The organism is Labrenzia sp. THAF191a (assembly GCF_009363335.1).
GTDB lineage: Bacteria > Pseudomonadota > Alphaproteobacteria > Rhizobiales > Stappiaceae > Roseibium > Roseibium algicola.
In genome coordinates this window covers 1,294,871-1,314,542 of sequence record NZ_CP045333.1, presented here as the reverse complement: position 1 = coordinate 1,314,542, position 19,672 = coordinate 1,294,871, and the positions used below count along the sequence as shown (strand labels likewise).

Here is a 19,672-nt window from a genome sequence, read left to right as displayed (position 1 = left end):
CCCGGAGGCAAACGGCCGTGACCGTCCTCAAAGCCGCGGAGATTGACCGTTTCGTCGCCAATCCCCCGGAGGCTGGCGGCGTTGTCCTGATCTTCGGTCCGGATACCGGACTTGTATCGGAACGCGCCACCCGCCTCGTTAACAAGGCCTCCGAAGGCGAAAGCGATCCGTTCAATCTGGTCAAGCTAGATGCGTCCGATCTCGGTTCGGATCCGAATCGGCTGATCGACGAAGTCCTGACCGTTCCGCTTTTTGGTGGCCGCAGGATCGTCTGGGTGAAGGATGCTTCCTCCCGCAATCTCAATCCTGCAGTCGAACCCGTTCTGAAACTGGACGACTGGCAGACGCTGGTGGTCCTTGAGGGCGGCGACATCAAGAAGGGTGTCGGCCTCAGAAAGCTGATCGAACCGCACAAACGCGCCGTTGCGCTGCCCTGTTATGCCGACAATGACCGGGGCATCGACCAGTTGATCGACGAGGAAACACGCGAAGCCGGTCTTTCGGTTACCCGGGAAGCCCGGGCAGCACTGCACAGCCTGCTGGGCGGCGACCGCATGGCCAGCCGCGGTGAGCTGAAAAAGCTCTGCCTCTATGCCCTCAACAAGGGCCGGATCGACAGCGAGGATGTCGAGGCTATCATCGGCGATGCATCCGCCTTCGAAATGTCGGAGCTGATTGATGCTGCAGCATCGGGAGACCTTGCCTTGCTGGACCACGGGCTGGAACGACTCGCGGAAGCCGGCTCCAAGGCCTCGGTGATCGCCAACCAGACATTGAAGCATTTTCAACATTTGCACCGGATGCGAATCGATATCGAACAGGGCAAAAACGCTCAGGCCGTCGTCGATGGACAACGACCGCCTATCTTCTTCTCCCGCAAGCCGAAATTCACCCAGCAGCTGCGGATCTGGTCCCTGACGGATCTGGAACGCGCCATGGACATTCTGAGCGAGGCTACACGCATTTCCCGCCTCAACGATGCCCTTGGTGTACCCGTCCTCTCCGAAGCCCTCCTGAAGCTCGGCAGAGCCGCCAGAGCGCGGCAACAGCGGCGTTAGAACGCGCTCATCAGCTCGTCTCCCTGAGGCTCCCTGTATTCTTGTACTCCCCCTCATCCTGAGGAAGCGCGCAAGCGCTGTCTCGAAGGATGGGCGGCAAACTCAGAAACCAGTGGTCCATCCTTCGAGACGCCGCTTATGCGGCTCCTCAGGATGAGGGGTGTGGGGTGGCAGACTGGCAGAACCGGAACAAAAAAAGCCGGGGCAAAACGCGCTCCGGCTCTAAATTTGTCATAATATCAATACTTTAGCGTGTCTCGACACCCAGTTTCTTGCACAGCTCGTCAAGCTGTTCGAGCGAGGTGTATTTGATCTTGAGGTCGCCGGTTTCCTTGCCAGGCTTGTGCCCAACGGTCACCTTCAAACCCAGCGTGTCGGTCAGACGCTTTTCAAGTGCCTTGGTGTCGGCGTCCTTCTGCGGCTTGTCGCCGGGTGCCTTCTTGCCCGTGATCTTGGCCAGGGCATCCGGATCCTGCGACAGCTTTTCCGCGTCGCGAACCGTCAGGCCTTTTTCCACGATCAACTCGGCCAGTGCCGCGGGATCTTCAACGGTGATCAGCGCGCGGGCATGACCGGCCGTCAGCAGGCCTTCGGCAAGATAGTCCTTTACCGAATTCGGCAGCTTCAGCAGGCGCATGGTGTTGGCCACGTGACTACGGCTCTTGCCGATCACCTTGGCGAGTTCCCCCTGGCTGTAGCTGAACTCGGCGGTGAGCTGCTCATAGCCCATCGCTTCTTCGATCGGGTTGAGATCGGCACGCTGGACGTTCTCGATAATGGCGAGCTCAAGCGCTTCCTGATCGGTCACGTCCCGAATGATGATTGGTGCTTCGTGCAGCCCGGCCCGCTGTGCGGCCCGCCAACGGCGTTCGCCGGCGATGATCTCGAAACGATTGGCCTTCCCTGCCGCCGGACGCACCAGGATCGGCTGGACGATGCCTTTTGCCTTCAGGGACTCCGAAAGATCCGCCAGGTCTTTCTCGGTAAAGGTCTTGCGCGGGTTGCGCGGGTTGGGCTCCAGATGTTCGATCGGAACCCTGCGGGAGTCGCGAATGATCTTTTCCGGCGGTGCGGCCGCTTCGGGAGCCGAATCCCCGATCAGCGCCGCCAAACCACGGCCCAAACGCTTGTTCTTGACGTCTCTTTCCGCCATACCGCACCTTTTTCTTTTTATATTTCAATAGGATATAGCATGGCGACTGTGCCTCTTCGCCGCCATGCATCAAGGCTCGCCAAAACGGAGCCGAATCGATCGGGCTTTATGCCGCGACGCGTCGCAGTTCGCGCTCACGCTGGATGATTTCCGACGCAAGCCGCAGATAGGCTTGGCTGCCGGCGCATTTCAAATCGTAAAGCAGCGCCGGCTTGCCATAGGACGGTGCTTCCGAAATGCGAACGTTGCGCGGAATGATCGTTTCGTAAACCGCATCACCCATGGTTTCGCGCACATCGGCGACCACCTGGCTGGAGAGGTTGTTGCGGCTGTCATACATGGTCAGAACGATGCCATGGATGCTGAGTTCAGGATTAAGCGCGTTCTTGACCTGCTCGACGGTGCTGAGCAACTGGCTGAGACCTTCAAGCGCGAAGAACTCGCATTGCAGCGGCACCAGGATGGAGTGCGACGCGGACAAGGCGTTGATCGTCAGCAGGTTCAGTGACGGCGGACAGTCGACCAGCACATAGGTAAAGCCGATCTCCTGGAACAGACGCGAATGGGTCAGGTTTTCGATGGCACTGCGCAAGCGGAACGCCCGGTCACCCGTGGAAGCGATTTCCAGTTCGAGGCCCAGCAGATCCATTGTGGACGGCGCCACCCAAAGACGCTGCACCGCCGTTTCGCGAACGGCCTCTGCAAGGGCGCAGTCGCCGCTCAGGACTTCATACGTCGACAGACCACGGTCACGATGCTCGATGCCCAGACCCGTTGAAGCGTTACCCTGCGGGTCGAGGTCAATCACCAGAACTTTTTCGCCAATCGCCGCAAGCGCCGTGCCGAGGTTAATGGCGGTCGTGGTTTTGCCCACCCCGCCCTTCTGATTCGCTAGCGCGAGAACGCGCGGCATTTCGGGAAGCATGCTCATTGCTACAACACCTTCCTGGCTACTCCGGCCGGGCTGAAATATTCGAGAAAAGAAGCATCCGGCTCATTGGATCAACAAGACTGTCTTTTTCTATCATGTCGAACTGCCAACGGGCAGTAGCTTCGTTAACTTCTCGCTGAAAATCCTGACCTTTGTGGAAAACAGCCTTTGCGCCGGTTGCCGTAAACGGCTCTGAAAGCTGAAAAAGCAGATCCAGCGACGCCAAAGCGCGCGCAGAAACAGCGTCCACCCGGCCGTGCTTCCAATCTTTCGCAACCGATTCGATCCGGCCAGGATGCACTGTCCCCTTGGACCCTGTCTCCCGCAAGGCCGTTCTGAGAAATGCCACCTTGCGCTGGTTGCTCTCGATCATGTGCACATGTGCGTCCGGTTCATCGGCGAGCAGGATTGCGGTCACCACCCCGGGAAACCCGCCGCCGCTGCCGATATCAACCCAGGTCCGTGCTTCCGGACAACACCACTGGGTTTGCAGGCTATCCGCCACGTGACGGGTCCAGATATCCGGGATGGTCGACGGTGCAATAAGGTTTTGCGCAGGCTGCCATTTCAGAACGAGGTCGACGTAGATCTGGAGTCTATCCAACGTTTCACGTGAAACATCCCCAAACTTATGCACAACCTGTCCAGAGGTATTCAACATCACCGGGCGGCCCATCAGGCAGCCCCTTTCTGGCTCTGGCGCTTCAGATGCGACAGGATCAGCGTGAGCGCGGCGGGTGTCATGCCATCCATGCGAGAAGCCTGGCCAAGAGTGGCCGGGCGAATGTCGATCAGTTTCTGGCGCACTTCATTGGAAAGACCAATGATCGCTTCGTAGTCGAAACCATCCGGGATCGACAAGGCTTCGTCGCGTTTCAAGGCTTCGATATCAGCCATCTGACGATCGAGGTAAACGGCATAAAGCGCATCTGTCGCAACCTGCTCCGCGATCGCCGGATCAATATCTTTCAGTTCGGGCCAGATGTCCGTCAGGCCCTCGAAGGTGACATTGGGATAGGACAGCAGATCGAAGGCAGACCGGCGAATGCCATCCTGATTTACAGGCAGGCCTTTCTTCTGAGCTTCGGAAGGCGTCACGGTCAGTGTCGTCAGAAGTTCCCGCGCAGTGGCGATCCTGGCCATCTTGTCTTCAAAGGCTTCTTTACGTGTGGTGGACACACACCCAATAGCGATACCCAAAGGGGTCAGGCGCTGGTCCGCATTATCCGCCCGCAGGGACAACCGGTACTCTGCTCGCGACGTGAACATCCGATAGGGTTCGGTGATGCCCCTGGTGATCAGGTCATCGATCATGACACCGATATATCCCTCGGACCGGTCAACCACGAACGGTGCCATGCCGGCAGCCTTCAGAGCGGCGTTGAGCCCGGCCACAAGACCCTGTGCCCCAGCTTCCTCATACCCGGTCGTACCGTTGATCTGCCCAGCCAGGTAAAGACCAGAGCACCGCTTGGCTTCCAGTGTCGGACGCAGCTCGCGCGGGTCGACATGGTCATATTCGATCGCGTAACCCGGCTGCAGCACCACCACATCTTCCAAACCCGGAATGGTTTTCAGAAACGCTATCTGCGCATCTTCCGGCAACGATGTGGAAATACCGTTCGGATAGACGGTGTGATCGTCCAGTCCTTCCGGCTCCAGGAAAATCTGGTGCCCGTCCCTGTCACCGAAGCGAACGATCTTGTCTTCGATCGACGGACAATAGCGTGGCCCCCGCCCCTTGATCTCGCCTGAATACATAGCAGAGCGAGAAAGGTTCTCACGAATGATGCGATGGGTCTCTGGCGTCGTGCGTGTGATGTGGCACGGGATCTGAGGTGTCTCGATCCTGTCTGTCAGGGTGGAAAACGGAATCGGGTCGTCATCGCCCGGCTGCTCTTCCAGCCTGTCCCAGTGGATCGTCCGGCCGTCCAGCCGTGCGGGCGTACCTGTCTTGAGACGCCCAAGATCGAAGCCGATTTCCTCCAGTGATTCAGACAGCCCGAGTGCCGGCGCTTCGCCGGAGCGTCCCGCGGGTATCTTCTTGTCGCCGATATGAATGAGGCCCCGGAGAAATGTACCGCTCGTCAGCACGATGGCGCGACAGTTGATCACCCGGCCATCGGCCAGTTCGATACCCGAGACAGAACGTTTTTCGCCGTCAACCGCAAACCGGATCTTGTGGGCTTCGCCTTCAACGACGCTCAGACCTTCGACAGCGGCAATCTCACGCTGCATCGCTTCCCGGTAGAGCTTGCGATCTGCCTGCGCGCGCGGACCACGGACCGCCGGTCCCTTGCGCCGGTTAAGCATGCGGAACTGGATCCCGCCCTTGTCGGCAACACGCCCCATCAATCCATCAAGCGCATCGATCTCGCGAACGAGGTGCCCCTTCCCCAGACCACCGATGGCCGGGTTACAGGACATTACACCGATTGTATCGAAGCGATGCGTGACCAGAGCAGTCGCCGCGCCAGCACGTGCCGATGCCGCCGCAGCTTCACAGCCGGCATGACCACCACCAATCACCACCACATCGAATGTCAGGTCCAGTTCGTTCATAGTCTCTACCGCTCACGAAACCCGACAGCAGAGCCTCGGGTCCGGGTTTTTCCGGTTCGGTTTTCGGGATCTTTCTCCGGCCTAGGCCAGATTATCACAGGCCGCGCAAACCGGCACTTGTTCGCCGAGACTTATACGTGTGACGCAGCTTAAGGTCAAAGCGGAATTCCGGTCAGCAGGCAGATCGTCTGGTGGCGCAGGTCATTTAGCACCTACGGCAGAGAAAATGATTCACGTGAAACATGTTCCGGTAGAGAATCGATCCGCAGTTCACCTGAGATGATTCACGTGAAACAGGTCATTTCCCGATACAGAAATCCCGGAAGATCACATCGAGCAAATCCTCGACATCGATCCTCCCGGTGATCCGTCCGAGAGCATCTGCCGCCCGGCGAAGGTCTTCCGCGCGCAATTCCGCCGGCAGGTGCACCATATCCACGGCAGCTCTCAGGCCGGACAGACAATCCTTGAGATAGTGACGGTGCCGTTCCCGGGTGGCCAGTGGTGCTTCGCCGACAGATATCGTTTCCTCGGCAAAACGGGTAAGCCGGGAAAAAAGCGGGTTCATACCTTCAGCGCTTTTGCTGGAACAAGCAATTTCCTGGATCGTTCCGGAAGAGTCTTGTTCCGGAAGAGTCTCAAGATCAGCCTTCGTTCGAACGGTCCAGACAGGCACGCTACGGCGAAGGTCTTCCGGAAGGCCGGCGACGACATCGTCCTGTTCCACCCCACCAGGCTCCACCGCCCACAGGATGAGATCCGCTCCCCGGCCCCGTTCCTCCGCCCGGCGTATGCCTTCCTTCTCAACCACACCCTCCGTCTTCCGGAGGCCGGCGGTATCGACTAGCGTCACGGGATACCCTGAAAGATCCAGATGAACCTCGATCACGTCCCGGGTCGTTCCGGCTTCTTCCGTGACGATGGCGACCTCCCGTCCTGCGATGGCATTCAGGAGACTGGACTTGCCGGCATTGGGCGCCCCCATCAGCACCACCTGCAAGCCGGACCGTAGACGCTCGCCGCTGCGGGATTTCTCAAGATGATCTGCAATCTCACCATGGAGCTGGGTTGCTTCCGCCCAGACTTCATCGGCAACGCTGCCAGGAACATCCTCTTCATCGGCGAAATCGAAGTCTGCCTCGATCATTGCGCGCATATGGATGAGACGCTTTCTCCAGTCGTCATAGAGCTTGCCGAGGGCTCCACCCATCTGACGGACTGCCTGCTTGCGCTGGCTCTCGGTCTCTGCGGCGATGAGATCTGCCAGGCCCTCAACTTCCGTCAGGTCCATGCGGCCACGATCGAAAGCGCGGCGCGTGAACTCCCCTGCCTCGGCCGGACGGCAATTGGAAAACCGGGAAAGTACGGACAGAAGGCTTGAGACCACGGCACGTCCACCATGGCATTGGAACTCGGCAACGTCCTCTCCCGTGAAGCTGGAAGGCCCTTCAAAGTAGAGTACCAGGGCCTCGTCGAGAACGTCCTTCGTTTCCGGATCCCGGAGCTTGGCCAGCATCGTCTTCCGCGGCTGTGGCACCTTGCCAGCCAGTGTCTCAACGATCTCCCTGGTACCTGGACCAGACACACGGATCATCGCAACGCCCGAAGGCACAGCTCCGCTAGAGAGCGCAAAGATCGTGTCAGCCATGGTGTCTTCCGGTTCGTGGTCGGGTCGTGGACCGCCTCTTTATCAACTCTCGTCACCGCGGAAAAGAACAAGCCTCGCCATTCCGCCGCCGAATCGAAGTTGCTGGCGATACGGCAATCTGTTTCACGTGAATCAATTGTCAGAAAGTACCTGGCTTGGACAGGAGCGGCTTTCCTCTCAGGCGCGGTTCTTGTGCCTCACACGCGCAGCTTCGGCCAGAGAGTACCCAGCCGCCGGCAGTTCCTGTTTCCCCTTCAAATCGGGTCCAGGACGGAAACACACTGAATGAGGGAATTGCATTTCGTTTGGCGAAACTACGTCACAGCCTCACAATCTGTCCGTAAGCTGAACATCGAGGTCTTTCACCCATGTCGTCACACGATGTAAGTGGAGGCGGTTAAGCTCCTGAACACAACAGTAGGCGATGAGTTCGGAGCCGATTCAAAACAGGGGATTCACGTGAAACACCGCGTCCGGGATTTCGCCGTCGTCCTCTGGTCCAGCCACTGCAATCAGGCGTGACATCGGGTTCGAATGTGGCCCGCAAGAAATGTGAGAAAGAAACACTCACCTCAGGTGAAAACTTCGTCTGTCGGATCGGAGCCGATTCAACGTGACGGATTCACGTGAAACAAATTCTGACCCCGGCATGACCCTGTTTCTGTTTCACGTGAATCTCTGCTCGGATTTATCTCCAGCTCGGATAAACCCTCACCCAGTCCGCATCTGCCAATCGTCATACGTCATCCTGTAGAGCAGGTGCCGCTTGAAGGCGTGTCCCTCTGGAAGCTTCGGGTGCTCGAAGTCACCCCTCTCATCCTGCGTCATGCCAATTCGTGTCATGACCTTCTGCGAGGGAATATTGCCGGGAACAGTGAAGGCAACAATCTCTTCGTAGCCAATGGTTTCAAAGCCGAATCGAAGCCAGGCGCGAGCAGCTTCGCTAGCAAACCCCCGGCCCCACGCTGACCGCTTGAGCCTCCAACCAATATCGACACAGCCACCAATCGGCAGCGCCTCTTCATCGTGCACATCAAGTCCGGCAAAGCCGATGAACTCGCCTGACGCCTTCAGTTCAATCGGTGCGTAAAAAACACCGTGCTTTTCAAAACAGTCCCGGAACATGCCGATCAGCTTCAAGGCCCGATCACGGGTCAGTACGTCGGGAAAGTACCTCATCACCTCCGGGTCTGCGCAAAGTTGCACACAGGGGTCAATATGTGCTTCCGCCCAACAGCGCAGCACCAACCGTTCGGTTTCAATCTTGAAGGTGTTTCTCATTGTCTGAACTTTAGGCGATGCAGGTCTGTTTCACGTGAATCTGATCGACACACCGGAACAGAAGTCAGACTTGCTTCGGGCCGGATATCCAGTCCGTCTTCTTAAGGCGATAAAGCACATGTTTTGCGATCGGATGATCTGCCGGAAGACTGGGGTGAAGAAAGTCTCCCTCCAGATCGCGGGTCATGCCGATCTTTTCCATGACCCTTTGCGACGGCAGATTGTCCGGGATGGTGAAAGCCACGATCTCTTCAAGACCGATGGTTTCAAAACCGAATCGAAGCCACTCCCGAGCAGCCTCGCCTGCATAGCCCTTCCCCCAGGCAGTCCGCTTCAGGCGCCAGCCGATTTCGACACAAGGCTCGAACGGCAGGGGTGCCGCATAGGACGGCACGTTCAAACCAACGAAGCCGAGAAATTCTCCCGTCTCCTTGATTTCAATCGGCGCCATGCTGAAACCGTCCTTCACCGTCTTTTCCCGACACCGCGCAACCAGCAAGTCGGATTTCTCCCGCGTCAACACCTCAGGGAAAAATCTCATCACCTCGGGGTCGGCACAGAGTTTGGCAAATGGGTCCAGGTCTTCATCCTTCCATGGACGAAGCAGGAGCCGGTCAGTCTCTAACAGGAACGAAGCGTCAGTCATCAGAACGGGTCCGATTCAACAAAGGCAGGATTCACGTGAAACACGGTGGCGGGGTTTTTAATTCTTAACAAAAAGTAAAGGCGCGAACCCTCGCGGGCCGCGCCTTTGAATAGAACCGGATCCGTTTGGGATCAAGTGTTCATGCTGTCGAAGAAATCGTCGTTCGACTTGGTCTGTTTCAGCTTGTCGAGCAGGAATTCGATCGCATCCACCGTCCCCATCGGGTTGAGGATCCGGCGCAGCACAAAGGTCTTCTTGAGACGCTCGGCCGGTACCAGAAGCTCTTCCTTACGTGTACCGGAGCGCTGGATATCGATGGCCGGGTAAACACGCTTGTCGGAGATCTTGCGGTCCAGAATGATTTCGGAGTTACCCGTACCCTTGAACTCTTCGAAGATGACTTCGTCCATGCGGCTGCCGGTATCGATCAGTGCGGTCGCGATGATCGTCAGCGAGCCACCCTCTTCAATGTTACGGGCCGCACCGAAGAAGCGCTTCGGACGCTGCAGGGCGTTGGCGTCGACACCACCGGTCAGGACCTTGCCTGAAGACGGAACGACGGTGTTGTACGCACGTCCCAGACGCGTGATGGAGTCCAGCAGGATGACGACGTCGCGGCCGTGCTCGGTCAGGCGCTTGGCCTTCTCGATCACCATTTCGGCAACCTGCACGTGGCGGGCGGCCGGTTCGTCGAACGTGGAGGAAACCACTTCGCCGTCGACCGTGCGCTGCATGTCGGTCACTTCTTCCGGACGTTCATCGATCAGAAGAACGATCAGATAGCATTCCGGATGATTGGTGGTGATGGACTTCGCGATGTTCTGCAGGAACACCGTTTTACCTGTGCGCGGCGGCGCGGTGATCAGCGCACGCTGGCCTTTGCCGAGAGGCGCTACCAGGTCGATAACGCGGGAGGAGAGATCCTTGATAGTCGGATCTTCGATCTCCATCCGGAAACGTTCATCCGGATAAAGCGGCGTCAGGTTGTCGAAGTGAACCTTGTGCCGGGCTTTTTCCGGATCCTCGAAATTGATGGTGTTGACTTTGAGAAGGGCAAAATACCGTTCGCCCTCTTTGGGGCTGCGGATCTGGCCTTCAACGGTGTCCCCTGTCCGCAGCGAAAAGCGACGGATCTGCGAGGGCGAGACGTAAATGTCGTCAGGGCCCGGCAGATAGTTCGCATCCGGAGACCGGAGAAAGCCGAAGCCGTCCTGAAGGACTTCAACGACGCCTTCGCCGATAATCTCCACATCCTGAGCAGCTAGGTTCTTCAGGATGGCGAACATCAGCTCCTGCTTGCGCATGGTGCTGGCGTTTTCGACTTCAAGCTCCTCAGCAGTCTGGAGCAGCTCTGTCGGTGTTTTTTCTTTTAGGTCTTTGAGTTTCATTTCCCGCATCGAGTTGGGGTCTTTTTTTGTGTTGTTATGGATTTAGGTTTGGAAAGGTCGTTCTGCGCCGGATGGATGGGTCGGCCAGAAGATATCTGAGAGACTTTTAGGCGTGTCCAGATTGTACGGCGACTGCGGAGCGATTGAAAACGAACACTGTGCCGTATGAAGATGCGCGAAAGATACGTTGATTTGCAATAAAGCGCAAGCCCGGAATTCTGCCGGTTTTTTAGGCCACACTTAGAATTCGAAAGGTGAAAATGACGGCCGCATGTCTGCGGCTGTCTCTATTGCCTGTTTCGTGCCGCTTAAAACGGTTTGACGATGACGAAGATGACGATCCCGATCATCAGGACAGTCGGAACTTCGTTGAGTATCCGGTAGTAACGCTGCGACTTTTTGTTCTCGTCGCGGGCGAATTTCTTCACACAGCTGCTGAGATGGCCGTGAACACCGGACATGATCAGGACAAACGTGAACTTGGCGTGGAACCACCCGTCCTGCCAGGCCTGGAGTTCCCAGGCGAGCCACAGGCCAAACACCCAGGAGGCGATCATGGCCGGGTTGATGATGGCCTTGAGCAGCCGCCGTTCCATGATCTTGAATGTCTCGGACTGTTCCGACCCGATTTCCGTGGCCGCATGGTAGACGAACAGCCGCGGCAGATAGAGCATGCCGGCCATCCACGCGATGATCGAGATGACGTGGAGCGCCTTGATCCAGAGAAAGAGATCCATGCGCTTATCCCTTCCTGACCAGCTCGACCATGCGGGCAACGTTTTCCGGATCCGCGTCCGGCGTCACACCATGCCCCAGGTTGAAGACCAGCGGACCCTTGTCGAAGGTGTTCAGGATATGGGCTACGCCCTCTTCCAGCGCCTTGCCGCCGGCCACCAGCCGCATCGGATCCAGATTGCCCTGGATCGGGACCTTCTTCTGAATGTCGAGCGCAACCTGGTCCGGAGCCGTCCAGTCGAAACCGACCGCATCCACACCCGTACCTTCCACGAATGCCATCATCCGAGCCGAGGAAGCTTTCGGGAAACCGATGATCTTTGCATCCGGCCGCACCGCCCGAACACCGTCAACGATCCGGCGTGTCGGTTCGATCGACCAGCGCTTGAAACCGGCTTCATCCAGAACACCCGCCCAGGTATCGAAAATCTGGACCGCATCCGCGCCCGCATCCAGCTGTCGGATGAGATAGCGGATCGAGGCCGTGACGAGCTGATCGATGAAACGCTGCATCAGGTCAGGATCGCGATAGGCGCCCACACGGGCGGCAACCTGGTCCTGGGTGGTGTGACCGGCAACGGAGTAGCAGGCAACCGTCCAGGGAGCGCCACAGAAGCCCAGCAGTGTCGTTTCCTCTGGCAGCTCCGCCCGCAGGCGTGAAACCGTCTCTATGACCGGTTTGAGATGATCCTCGGCACGATCCTGTTCCAGACGATCCAGAAGATCGGCAGACAGCGGTTCCAGAACAGGACCACGTCCTTCTTCAAAACGAACCGGGTACCCGATGGCGTCCGGTACGACAAAGATGTCGGAAAACAGAATGCTTGCATCAAAACCATACCGGCGGATCGGCTGGAGCGTGACCTCTGTTGCAAGGTCGGGCGAATAGCAGAACTCCAGAAAGTTTGCCGCCTTCGAACGCACTTCGCGATATTCGGGAAGATAGCGTCCGGCCTGACGCATCATCCAGATGGGAGGCGGCCAGAGCTTTTCTCCGGAGAGTACCCGCATCACGGACTTGTCTTGGGATATCATGAGGTCGCCTTTCCCACATTTCAAATCAATAAAGATTCTTATTTTGAATCTGTTTTTTCTATTTGTGCGTGGATTACCGGGATCATTTTCTATCCACAATCCATCAGCCCGATTTTCTCGGCGGGAAAAAATCCGCTACTTGTTAAGCAGATTTCCTCCCCAGGAGTCGATAACAGGATTACGAATTGAATTACAATCACTTGTCCGCTTGTTTACGTTTCGTTAAGGAATTGGGCGGCAGTGGACAATCTGTCGATATGTCACAGCGCCTTTGTGAATCCACATCCATGCACAACCGTTTCGGCATCAGTTTCCGCTCGTTTAAGCATTGTTAATAAATTCGGCTGAGCGGGCATAAACTTCGTGCTAGGCACTGGGTGACAGACATCTTACCCAAATCATCAACAGGCCTGGGGATGACAACGTGAACAAGTCGAGACACTACTTCCATCTCCATCTCGTGTCCGACTCCACCGGCGAAACGCTGATGACAGTGGCCCGTGCGGCAACGGTCCAGTACGAGAACGTGCAGGAAATCGAGCATGTCTATCCGCTGGTGCGCTCCCAGAAGCAGCTCGACCGGGTAATCACTGAAATCGAAAAGGCACCCGGCATCGTCCTCTATACCCTGGTCGATGTGGAAATCGCCGGCCGGCTGGAACTGAAATGCCGCGAGCTGGGAGTGCCCTTCGTCAATATCCTGGATCCGGTCTTCGCGGTCTTCCAGTCTTATCTCAATGTCACCCAAACCCACCGTGTCGGCGGACAGCATGAACTGGATGCGGAATATTTTCGCCGGATGGAAGCGCTCAACTACACCATGTTGCATGATGACGGTCAGATCTGGGACGATCTGGAATCCGCCGATATCGTGCTGATCGGCATTTCGCGCACATCCAAGACGCCAACCTGCATCTATCTGGCCAACCGGGGCATCAAGGCAGCAAACGTGCCGCTGGTCCCGGGCATCGCCCTGCCCGAACATGTGAAGAAACTCAAGCAGCCGATGATTGTCGGTCTGATCGCTTCTGCCGAACGCATCCAGCAAATCCGCCGCAACCGTGTGCTGTCTTTGAATTCGGAAGGCTATAACGACACGTATGTCGACCGGAAGGAGATCTCCCAGGAGATCAACATGACCCGCAGGCTCTGCACGGAACATGGCTGGCCGTTGATTGACGTTACGCGTCGTTCTGTCGAGGAGACAGCTGCGGAGATCCTGACCCTTTTCAAGGAATTCAAATCAGGGCAGGAAGGCGGAGGAGAAACCGGGCGCGCCGGATAACCAACAAAAGGGATGGAAATGGCAGTTGTCTTGGCAAGCGGAAGCAGGATCCGCGCTGATCTTCTGAAAAACGCCGGGCTCGACATCGAGGTCGACCCGGCCGATGTCGACGAGCGTGTTGTCGAAGCCCCGCTCCTGGAAGCAGGCTTTCCTCCGGAGGACCTGGCAAGCGTTCTGGCGGAAGCCAAGGCGAATGACGTCAGTGACCGCCGCGCAGGTGACCTTGTCATCGGTGCCGATCAGATTCTGGCGTTCGAAGGTGAAAGACGCACAAAACCGGAGGACATGGAAGCTGCGCGCCGGCAACTGCTCGCCTTTTCCGGCAAGACCCACGAACTGCATTCCGCCGTCGTGATTTCGAAGGATGGCGAAGCAATCTGGCGCCACGTTTCTACGGCACGCCTGACCATGCGCGAACTGAGCCCGGCCTTCATTGGCCACTATCTGGCTGCGGCCGGTGAGGACGTGCTTTCCAGCGTCGGCGCCTATCAGCTGGAAAGTCTCGGCGTGCAGCTTTTTGAAAAGATAGATGGCGACTATTTCACCATTCTTGGCCTGCCCCTTTTGCCTCTTCTGGCAGAGCTGCGCAGCCTGAAGGTGATCGAAACATGAGCGGATCCGTGAAAAAAGCGGCCATCACAGGTCATCCGGTCACACATTCCCGCTCTCCGCTGGTGCATGGATACTGGTTGAAGAAGCATGGCATCGCCGGAGAATATGGCCGGGTCGATGTTCCGCCGGAAACAGCCGAGGACTTCTACCGGAATTTTGCCGACGCGGGTCTGTCCGGTGCCAATGTCACTGTTCCGAACAAGGAAGTGGCTGCCGCGGCCTGCGACTGGCTGGACGACGCAGCAAAATCCATGGGGGCTGCCAACACGATCTGGCTGGACGACAGCGGCCGGCTGTGCGGGGCCAATACGGATGGTCTCGGCTTTCTCGGCAATCTTGATCAGCTCGCCCCCGGGTGGGACGTTTCACGTGAATCTGCCGTGGTCCTGGGGGCAGGCGGAGCCGCACGCGCCGTGGTGTGGGCATTGCTCTCACGGAGATTCACAAGAGTGCATATCGTCAACCGGACATTCGAAAAAGCAAAAGCCATTGCGGATATGTTTGGTTCCGGAACGATTGCTCACGAATGGGACAACCTGGGGACAGTGCTTGAAGAAGCCGATCTTCTGGTGAACACCACTTCGCTCGGCATGGCCGGAAAGGCGCCACTGGAAATCGACCTGTCACCCTTGCCGAAGACGGCAATCGTCACTGACGCAGTCTATGCACCACTGGAAACCGACCTGCTGCGCAGCGCGAAGGCTCGGGGCAATCGGACTGTGGACGGCCTTGGCATGCTGCTGCATCAGGCCGTACCGGCGTTCGAGCGCTGGTTCGGGGTTCGGCCGGAAGTGGACGACACCCTGCGCAACCTCATACTCGAAGACCTTGGAGTAACCGCGTGATCCGGATCGGCCTCACCGGCTCCATCGGCATGGGCAAATCGACAACGGCAAAAATGTTCGCTGCTGAAGGTATTCCCGTGCACGATGCCGATGCCACGGTCCACGCGCTCTATTCGGGCCGGGCTGCGCCGCTGATCGAGGCGGCGTTTCCCGGCACGGTGTCGGACGGCAAGGTCGACCGTACGCTGCTCTCCCCGCATGTGCTCGGCAAGCCCGAGGCCATGAAAAAGCTCGAAGCCATCGTTCACCCCCTGGTGCGTGAGGAAGAGCAGCTCTTTCTGAAGCGTGCCCGCGCGGACCATCGGCGCATCGTCATGCTGGATATCCCGTTGCTGTTCGAAACCGGCGGTGAGGCCCGCGTGGATGTCGTCGTTGTTGTCACCGCCGATGCAGACGTTCAGCGAGACCGTGTCCTCGCCCGGCCGGGCATGAGCGAAGACAGGTTCGAGGCGATCCTCGCCAAGCAGATGCCTGACGCAGAAAAACGCCGCCGCGCGCATTTCCTGGTCGATACCGGCCGGGGCATGGAAGCGGCGGAGCGGCAGGTGAGAGCGATCCTGAAAGCACTTGCCGCGGCCGGTTGACGTCTCTCTGATCTCCTCTTGCACCTGAAGGTCTTTTCAACTTCGCCCTTATCCTGAGGAGGGCCTGTAAGGCCCGTCTCGAAGGATGGGCGGCATACTCCAAAACCAGTGACCCATCCTTCGAGACACCCGGCAATGCCGGGCTCCTCTGAATGAAGTGTTGGACGGAACGGGCGCTGGGGCATCGGGATCAAACCCCAGAACCGAAAAACCCCAGAACAACAAAACGCCAGAACACCGGGGAAAACCGCGCGCAACTCTTGCCACTCACCCTGCAAGCTGCACAGTGAATCCATAGGCAAAAGGCGGAAAAATGCGCGAGATCTCGTTCGATACGGAAACAACAGGCCTGAACCCGCGCGGAGGTGACCGGCTGGTGGAAATCGGCGGTGTTGAGTTGATCAATCACATCGCGACGGGCAATTCCTATCACGTCTACATCAACCCGCTGCGCGACATGCCGGAAGAAGCTTTCCGGGTTCATGGCCTGTCGGCGGAATTCCTGTCCGACAAGCCCTTGTTCGAGCACGTTGCGGATGAGTTTCTGGAGTTCGTTGGTGATGCCACGCTGGTGATCCACAACGCGGCTTTCGACATGGGCTTCATCAACATGGAGCTGGAACGGGCCGGACGGCGCATAATTCCGAACACCCAGGTGCTCGATACGCTGGATCTCGCCCGCCGCAAGCACCCATCGGGGCCGAATTCACTGGATGCGCTATGCTCTCGCTATGGCATCGACAACTCCAAGCGTATCAAGCACGGCGCTCTTCTCGATGCGGAAATCCTGGCTGAAGTCTATCTGGAGCTTATCGGCGGCCGCCAGACGGCCCTTGGCCTGATTACGGACGAAGAAGAAACCTCTTCGGCAGGTTCCAGCTTCGAACCTGGCGAACTCGGCACCTTTAACGCCCGCCAACGTCCCTCGCCGTTGCAGCGCCTGTTGCAGGACAGCGAACTTGAAGCCCACAAGGCCTTCATCGAAGGCATGGGCGACAGCGCGATCTGGTCAAAATACAACGGCTGAGGCTCGAAAGACCTCTTAATCGGATTTCATGGATCAATTGTCTGCCAGCAACCAGCGCACCGTTTCAAAGTGCCGCTCGGCATAGCTGCTGCCGAATGCCCAGGCCATGGTCTGGCCGATGGTCCAATATCTTGCCCGCTCCCGGTCAAGCTCCAGTTCTTCCGACAGTCGGTCCAGCCGGTAACGCGCTTCGGCTTTCGAATGCCCGAATTCGAAGCTCCTGACGATCGGGCTAAGCGCAAAGGCAGGATCGCCGGCGAGAGGCTTCGGGTCGATGGCAAGCCAGGCATCTCTTTCAGAGGACAGAATGTTGTGTCCGTGCAGGTCCTGGTGCAGCAGGACCTCTTCCGTCTCTTTCTCACGACAAAGGTCCTGCAAGGCCTTGCGCGCAGCGTCCACGAGATGTTGCTCGCAAGGCTTCCCGGCAGCCATCCAGTTATGGTCGAGGCTATCCCGCCACCGTGCGGCTTCATCGCTGAGGCGGGTAAACGGGTCACCGGCAGGGATCGTCAGGAGACGCAGCAACCCTGCAACAACGCCAATCCGGTCCGTTTCGGTGTCGTCGGCCAGAAACTGCCCCGGCCTGCAGCGCTCCAGCAGCAGTGCGCCTAGTTCGGGAGCATGCTTCAATAGCCGAACAGCACCCTTGCCGTTCCAGCGCGCCAGTGCCTCGGCTTCGTGGCGGCATTCGTGATCGGGAAACTGCAGTTTGAGGACAACATCCTCACCGTCGTGCCTTGCCGGAACGACGAGAGATACATTACCGCCAGAAAACGGGCTCCCTGGGTCTGAAAGCCCGAAGTGTTCGCACGCGGTTTCAAGCAGCACAGGCAGCTTGTCGAGCCAGATACGGCCGGTTTCGGTCGCCCTCAGCCAGTCGAGACTGGCCGGCACGACAACCGCGCTGCCGATGAAACGATCAGCCAAGACATGAGACTCGCAAACGGGTCAAAGCATCGACGGCAAAACACGATCCGGCGGGCGGTGTCCGTCCATGAAGGTCTTGATGTTGATGATGACCTTCTCGCCCATTTCGATACGGCCCTCGATGGTGGCCGACCCCATGTGCGGCAGCAGCAGAACGCTTTCCAGCTTGGCCAGCTTCGGATTGACCGCGGGTTCGTGCTCGAACACGTCCAGGCCGGCGCCGGCAAGCTCACCGCTCTCGAGCATCCGGATCAGGGCGTTTTCGTCAATCACCTCGCCACGGGCGGTGTTCACCACATAGGCATCCTTTTTCAGAAGCTTCAGGCGGCGGGCGGACAGAAGGTGGAAGGTTCCCGGCGTGTGCGGGCAGTGAATGGAGACGACATCCATGCGCGCCAGCATCTGGTCAAGGCTGTCCCAGTAGGTTGCCTCAAGCTCTTCCTCGACACCTTCGGCAAGGCGGCGGCGGTTGTGATAGTGGATCGACATGCCGAAGGCCTTGGCACGGCGCGCAACGGCCTGGCCAATGCGGCCCATGCCGATGATACCCAGGCGTTTTCCCCAGATCCGGTGGCCAAGCATCCAGGTCGGCGACCAGCCGGCCCAGTCGCCGGCTTCCAACGCCTTGATGCCTGTGGCAAGTCGACGCGGCACGGCCAGGATCAGCGCCATGGTCATGTCCGCGGTGTCTTCGGTCAGCACGCCCGGCGTGTTGGTGACATTGATTCCCCGGTTGTTGGCACTCACGACATCGATGTTGTCGACACCATTACCGAAGTTTGCGATGAGCTTCAGGTTTTCACCAGCCTGCGAGAGGACGGATGAGTCGATCCGGTCGGTAACGGTCGGCACCAGAACATCGGCGGTTCGCACCGCTTCCACCAGTTCCGCCTGGCTGAAGGGCCTGTCATTATCATTGAGACGCGTCTCGAAAAGCTCACGCATCCGTGTTTCGACCACGTCCGGAAGCTTCCGGGTCACCACAACGACAGGCTTCTTTTTCGCCATACCAATTGCCTTTCGCGCTTCGTTGAGGACTTGTTAACCTCAACGGTACCACTTTGACGCTGCGCGTTGCGCGAGCGGATGAGACCACCCCTTTTCCTTACCAGATGGTCCAGCAGAAACAAGGGATCGGTTTCAATCGCCGCGGATCGCCAACCGGCCAAAACGACCAAGCTGGTTTTCGCGCAAATTTTTCGGTAGAGATTTGCCTCAAATCAAAGATCAATAACAATTGGACAACCGGACAATATGGCTCGCTCGTTCCAGGCTACCCGGATCTTCCTCACTGTGATGACATTGCTGTGCGGTCTGCTCGCAACTTCGGTCGCTTCGCACGCCCAGGGCACCACGACCGGCGCCAGCGGCCTGCCGGTGCCGAGATTTGTCAGTCTGAAGTCCGATCGGGTCAATGTGCGCATCGGGCCTTCGCGTGAACATGATATCGCGTGGACCTTCGTGCAGTCCGGTCTGCCCGTGGAAATCGTCGGTGAATTCGAGAACTGGCGCCGCATTCGCGATTGGGAAGGCAAGCAGGGCTGGGTGTTCCGCTCGCTGCTGTCCAGCCGCCGCACGGCTCTCGTCACCCCATGGGAAAAAAGCGACCGCACACCGCTGCGCTCCCGCTCCCGCTCCGACGCCGATATCGTTGCCGAACTGGATCCCTTCGTGCTGACGACGGTTTCCGAATGTGCCGGTGGCTGGTGCCGGGTCAACGGCGAGAATTATGACGGCTGGCTGGATCAGACCCGCCTGTTCGGTGTCTATCCGGATGAGCTGATCGGAGACTGACGTCCTCTTCCCTCGATTGCCTGGGTTTCCTGATCCCTCATCCTGAGGAAGCGCGTGAGCGCTGTCTCGAAGGTTGGGTCACTTGCTCGGGAGTTTGCCGCCCATCCTTCGAGACGAGCCTTCGGCCCTCCTCAGGATGAGGAAAACGGAACAAAAAAGGC

The 19,672-nt window shown here is 58.1% G+C and carries 19 protein-coding genes; 7 read left to right on the top strand and 12 right to left on the bottom strand.

The window, feature by feature from the left end; all coding sequences use genetic code 11:
- Positions 1–17: 17 nt before the first annotated feature.
- Positions 18–1,058 carry a DNA polymerase III subunit delta gene (gene holA, locus FIV05_RS06055; RefSeq protein WP_055660240.1) on the top strand — a complete coding sequence of 347 codons (1,041 nt, stop codon included), beginning with the start codon at positions 18–20 and terminating at the stop codon, positions 1,056–1,058.
- Positions 1,059–1,305: 247 nt separating this feature from the next.
- Here holA and FIV05_RS06050 read toward each other — a convergent pair whose 3' ends face one another.
- From FIV05_RS06050 to hemE, 10 genes are all read right to left on the bottom strand, one after another.
- Positions 1,306–2,211: a ParB/RepB/Spo0J family partition protein gene (locus tag FIV05_RS06050; protein ID WP_152509001.1), complete on the bottom strand. Its 906-nt coding sequence runs from the start codon at positions 2,209–2,211 to the stop codon at positions 1,306–1,308.
- 106 nt (positions 2,212–2,317) lie between these two features.
- Positions 2,318–3,142: a ParA family protein gene (locus tag FIV05_RS06045; RefSeq protein ID WP_055660245.1), complete on the bottom strand. Its 825-nt coding sequence runs from the start codon at positions 3,140–3,142 to the stop codon at positions 2,318–2,320.
- Positions 3,143–3,161: 19 nt separating this feature from the next.
- Positions 3,162–3,803: a 16S rRNA (guanine(527)-N(7))-methyltransferase RsmG gene (rsmG, locus tag FIV05_RS06040; protein ID WP_152511835.1), complete on the bottom strand. Its 642-nt coding sequence runs from the start codon at positions 3,801–3,803 to the stop codon at positions 3,162–3,164.
- A gap of 14 nt (positions 3,804–3,817) precedes the next feature.
- Complete coding sequence (mnmG, locus tag FIV05_RS06035; RefSeq protein ID WP_152509000.1) at positions 3,818–5,704, bottom strand: tRNA uridine-5-carboxymethylaminomethyl(34) synthesis enzyme MnmG; 1,887 nt, start codon at positions 5,702–5,704, stop codon at positions 3,818–3,820.
- A 298-nt stretch (positions 5,705–6,002) separates the two neighbouring features.
- Positions 6,003–7,352: a tRNA uridine-5-carboxymethylaminomethyl(34) synthesis GTPase MnmE gene (gene mnmE, locus FIV05_RS06030; RefSeq protein WP_152508999.1), complete on the bottom strand. Its 1,350-nt coding sequence runs from the start codon at positions 7,350–7,352 to the stop codon at positions 6,003–6,005.
- Between the two features lie 711 nt (positions 7,353–8,063).
- Positions 8,064–8,633, bottom strand: a complete 570-nt coding sequence (locus FIV05_RS06025; RefSeq protein ID WP_152508998.1) for a GNAT family N-acetyltransferase — start codon at positions 8,631–8,633, stop codon at positions 8,064–8,066.
- 64 nt (positions 8,634–8,697) lie between these two features.
- Positions 8,698–9,279, bottom strand: coding sequence for a GNAT family N-acetyltransferase (locus FIV05_RS06020; RefSeq protein ID WP_152508997.1), 582 nt, complete (start codon positions 9,277–9,279; stop codon positions 8,698–8,700).
- Positions 9,280–9,410: 131 nt separating this feature from the next.
- Entirely contained in the window at positions 9,411–10,676 is a 1,266-nt protein-coding gene (rho, locus tag FIV05_RS06015) for a transcription termination factor Rho (protein ID WP_023002463.1), read from the bottom strand.
- A 299-nt stretch (positions 10,677–10,975) separates the two neighbouring features.
- Positions 10,976–11,404, bottom strand: coding sequence for a protoporphyrinogen oxidase HemJ (gene hemJ, locus FIV05_RS06010; protein ID WP_152508996.1), 429 nt, complete (start codon positions 11,402–11,404; stop codon positions 10,976–10,978).
- Between the two features lie 4 nt (positions 11,405–11,408).
- A complete protein-coding gene (gene hemE, locus FIV05_RS06005; protein WP_152508995.1) occupies positions 11,409–12,437 on the bottom strand; it encodes a uroporphyrinogen decarboxylase in 1,029 nt (342 codons plus the stop codon).
- Between the two features lie 487 nt (positions 12,438–12,924).
- On the opposite strand from hemE, the gene FIV05_RS06000 reads away from it, so the two are divergent.
- From FIV05_RS06000 to dnaQ, 5 genes are all read left to right on the top strand, one after another.
- Positions 12,925–13,722 carry a pyruvate, water dikinase regulatory protein gene (locus FIV05_RS06000; protein ID WP_055660553.1) on the top strand — a complete coding sequence of 266 codons (798 nt, stop codon included), beginning with the start codon at positions 12,925–12,927 and terminating at the stop codon, positions 13,720–13,722.
- A gap of 12 nt (positions 13,723–13,734) precedes the next feature.
- Entirely contained in the window at positions 13,735–14,334 is a 600-nt protein-coding gene (locus tag FIV05_RS05995) for a Maf-like protein (protein ID WP_152508994.1), read from the top strand.
- Positions 14,331–15,179, top strand: coding sequence for a shikimate dehydrogenase (locus tag FIV05_RS05990; RefSeq protein ID WP_173013784.1), 849 nt, complete (start codon positions 14,331–14,333; stop codon positions 15,177–15,179). Before FIV05_RS05995 ends, FIV05_RS05990 begins: the two co-directional genes overlap by 4 nt.
- Positions 15,176–15,763, top strand: a complete 588-nt coding sequence (coaE, locus tag FIV05_RS05985; RefSeq protein WP_152508993.1) for a dephospho-CoA kinase — start codon at positions 15,176–15,178, stop codon at positions 15,761–15,763. The genes FIV05_RS05990 and coaE overlap by 4 nt, the downstream gene beginning before the upstream one ends.
- 313 nt (positions 15,764–16,076) lie before the next feature.
- Positions 16,077–16,790 carry a DNA polymerase III subunit epsilon gene (gene dnaQ, locus FIV05_RS05980; protein WP_152508992.1) on the top strand — a complete coding sequence of 238 codons (714 nt, stop codon included), beginning with the start codon at positions 16,077–16,079 and terminating at the stop codon, positions 16,788–16,790.
- Between the two features lie 33 nt (positions 16,791–16,823).
- Here dnaQ and FIV05_RS05975 read toward each other — a convergent pair whose 3' ends face one another.
- Both FIV05_RS05975 and FIV05_RS05970 read right to left on the bottom strand, forming a co-directional pair.
- Positions 16,824–17,717 carry an aminoglycoside phosphotransferase family protein gene (locus FIV05_RS05975; RefSeq protein ID WP_152508991.1) on the bottom strand — a complete coding sequence of 298 codons (894 nt, stop codon included), beginning with the start codon at positions 17,715–17,717 and terminating at the stop codon, positions 16,824–16,826.
- 21 nt (positions 17,718–17,738) lie between these two features.
- Positions 17,739–18,725, bottom strand: a complete 987-nt coding sequence (locus FIV05_RS05970; protein WP_152508990.1) for a D-glycerate dehydrogenase — start codon at positions 18,723–18,725, stop codon at positions 17,739–17,741.
- Between the two features lie 288 nt (positions 18,726–19,013).
- Between FIV05_RS05970 and FIV05_RS05965 the strand changes: the two genes are divergently transcribed.
- Positions 19,014–19,511, top strand: coding sequence for an SH3 domain-containing protein (locus FIV05_RS05965; RefSeq protein ID WP_152511833.1), 498 nt, complete (start codon positions 19,014–19,016; stop codon positions 19,509–19,511).
- Positions 19,512–19,672: the final 161 nt, after the last annotated feature.

Coding starts and splice junctions, on each gene's coding strand:
- FIV05_RS06050 (WP_152509001.1), bottom strand. CDS start 2,211: ATGGCGGAAAGAGACGTCAAGAACAAGCGTTTGGGCCGTGGTTTGGCG.
- FIV05_RS06045 (WP_055660245.1), bottom strand. CDS start 3,142: ATGAGCATGCTTCCCGAAATGCCGCGCGTTCTCGCGCTAGCGAATCAG.
- rsmG (WP_152511835.1), bottom strand. CDS start 3,803: ATGTTGAATACCTCTGGACAGGTTGTGCATAAGTTTGGGGATGTTTCA.
- mnmG (WP_152509000.1), bottom strand. CDS start 5,704: ATGAACGAACTGGACCTGACATTCGATGTGGTGGTGATTGGTGGTGGT.
- mnmE (WP_152508999.1), bottom strand. CDS start 7,352: ATGGCTGACACGATCTTTGCGCTCTCTAGCGGAGCTGTGCCTTCGGGC.
- FIV05_RS06025 (WP_152508998.1), bottom strand. CDS start 8,633: ATGAGAAACACCTTCAAGATTGAAACCGAACGGTTGGTGCTGCGCTGT.
- FIV05_RS06020 (WP_152508997.1), bottom strand. CDS start 9,279: ATGACTGACGCTTCGTTCCTGTTAGAGACTGACCGGCTCCTGCTTCGT.
- rho (WP_023002463.1), bottom strand. CDS start 10,676: ATGCGGGAAATGAAACTCAAAGACCTAAAAGAAAAAACACCGACAGAG.
- hemJ (WP_152508996.1), bottom strand. CDS start 11,404: ATGGATCTCTTTCTCTGGATCAAGGCGCTCCACGTCATCTCGATCATC.
- hemE (WP_152508995.1), bottom strand. CDS start 12,437: ATGATATCCCAAGACAAGTCCGTGATGCGGGTACTCTCCGGAGAAAAG.
- FIV05_RS06000 (WP_055660553.1), top strand. CDS start 12,925: ATGACAGTGGCCCGTGCGGCAACGGTCCAGTACGAGAACGTGCAGGAA.
- FIV05_RS05995 (WP_152508994.1), top strand. CDS start 13,735: ATGGAAATGGCAGTTGTCTTGGCAAGCGGAAGCAGGATCCGCGCTGAT.
- FIV05_RS05990 (WP_173013784.1), top strand. CDS start 14,331: ATGAGCGGATCCGTGAAAAAAGCGGCCATCACAGGTCATCCGGTCACA.
- dnaQ (WP_152508992.1), top strand. CDS start 16,077: ATGCGCGAGATCTCGTTCGATACGGAAACAACAGGCCTGAACCCGCGC.
- FIV05_RS05970 (WP_152508990.1), bottom strand. CDS start 18,725: ATGGCGAAAAAGAAGCCTGTCGTTGTGGTGACCCGGAAGCTTCCGGAC.
- FIV05_RS05965 (WP_152511833.1), top strand. CDS start 19,014: ATGACATTGCTGTGCGGTCTGCTCGCAACTTCGGTCGCTTCGCACGCC.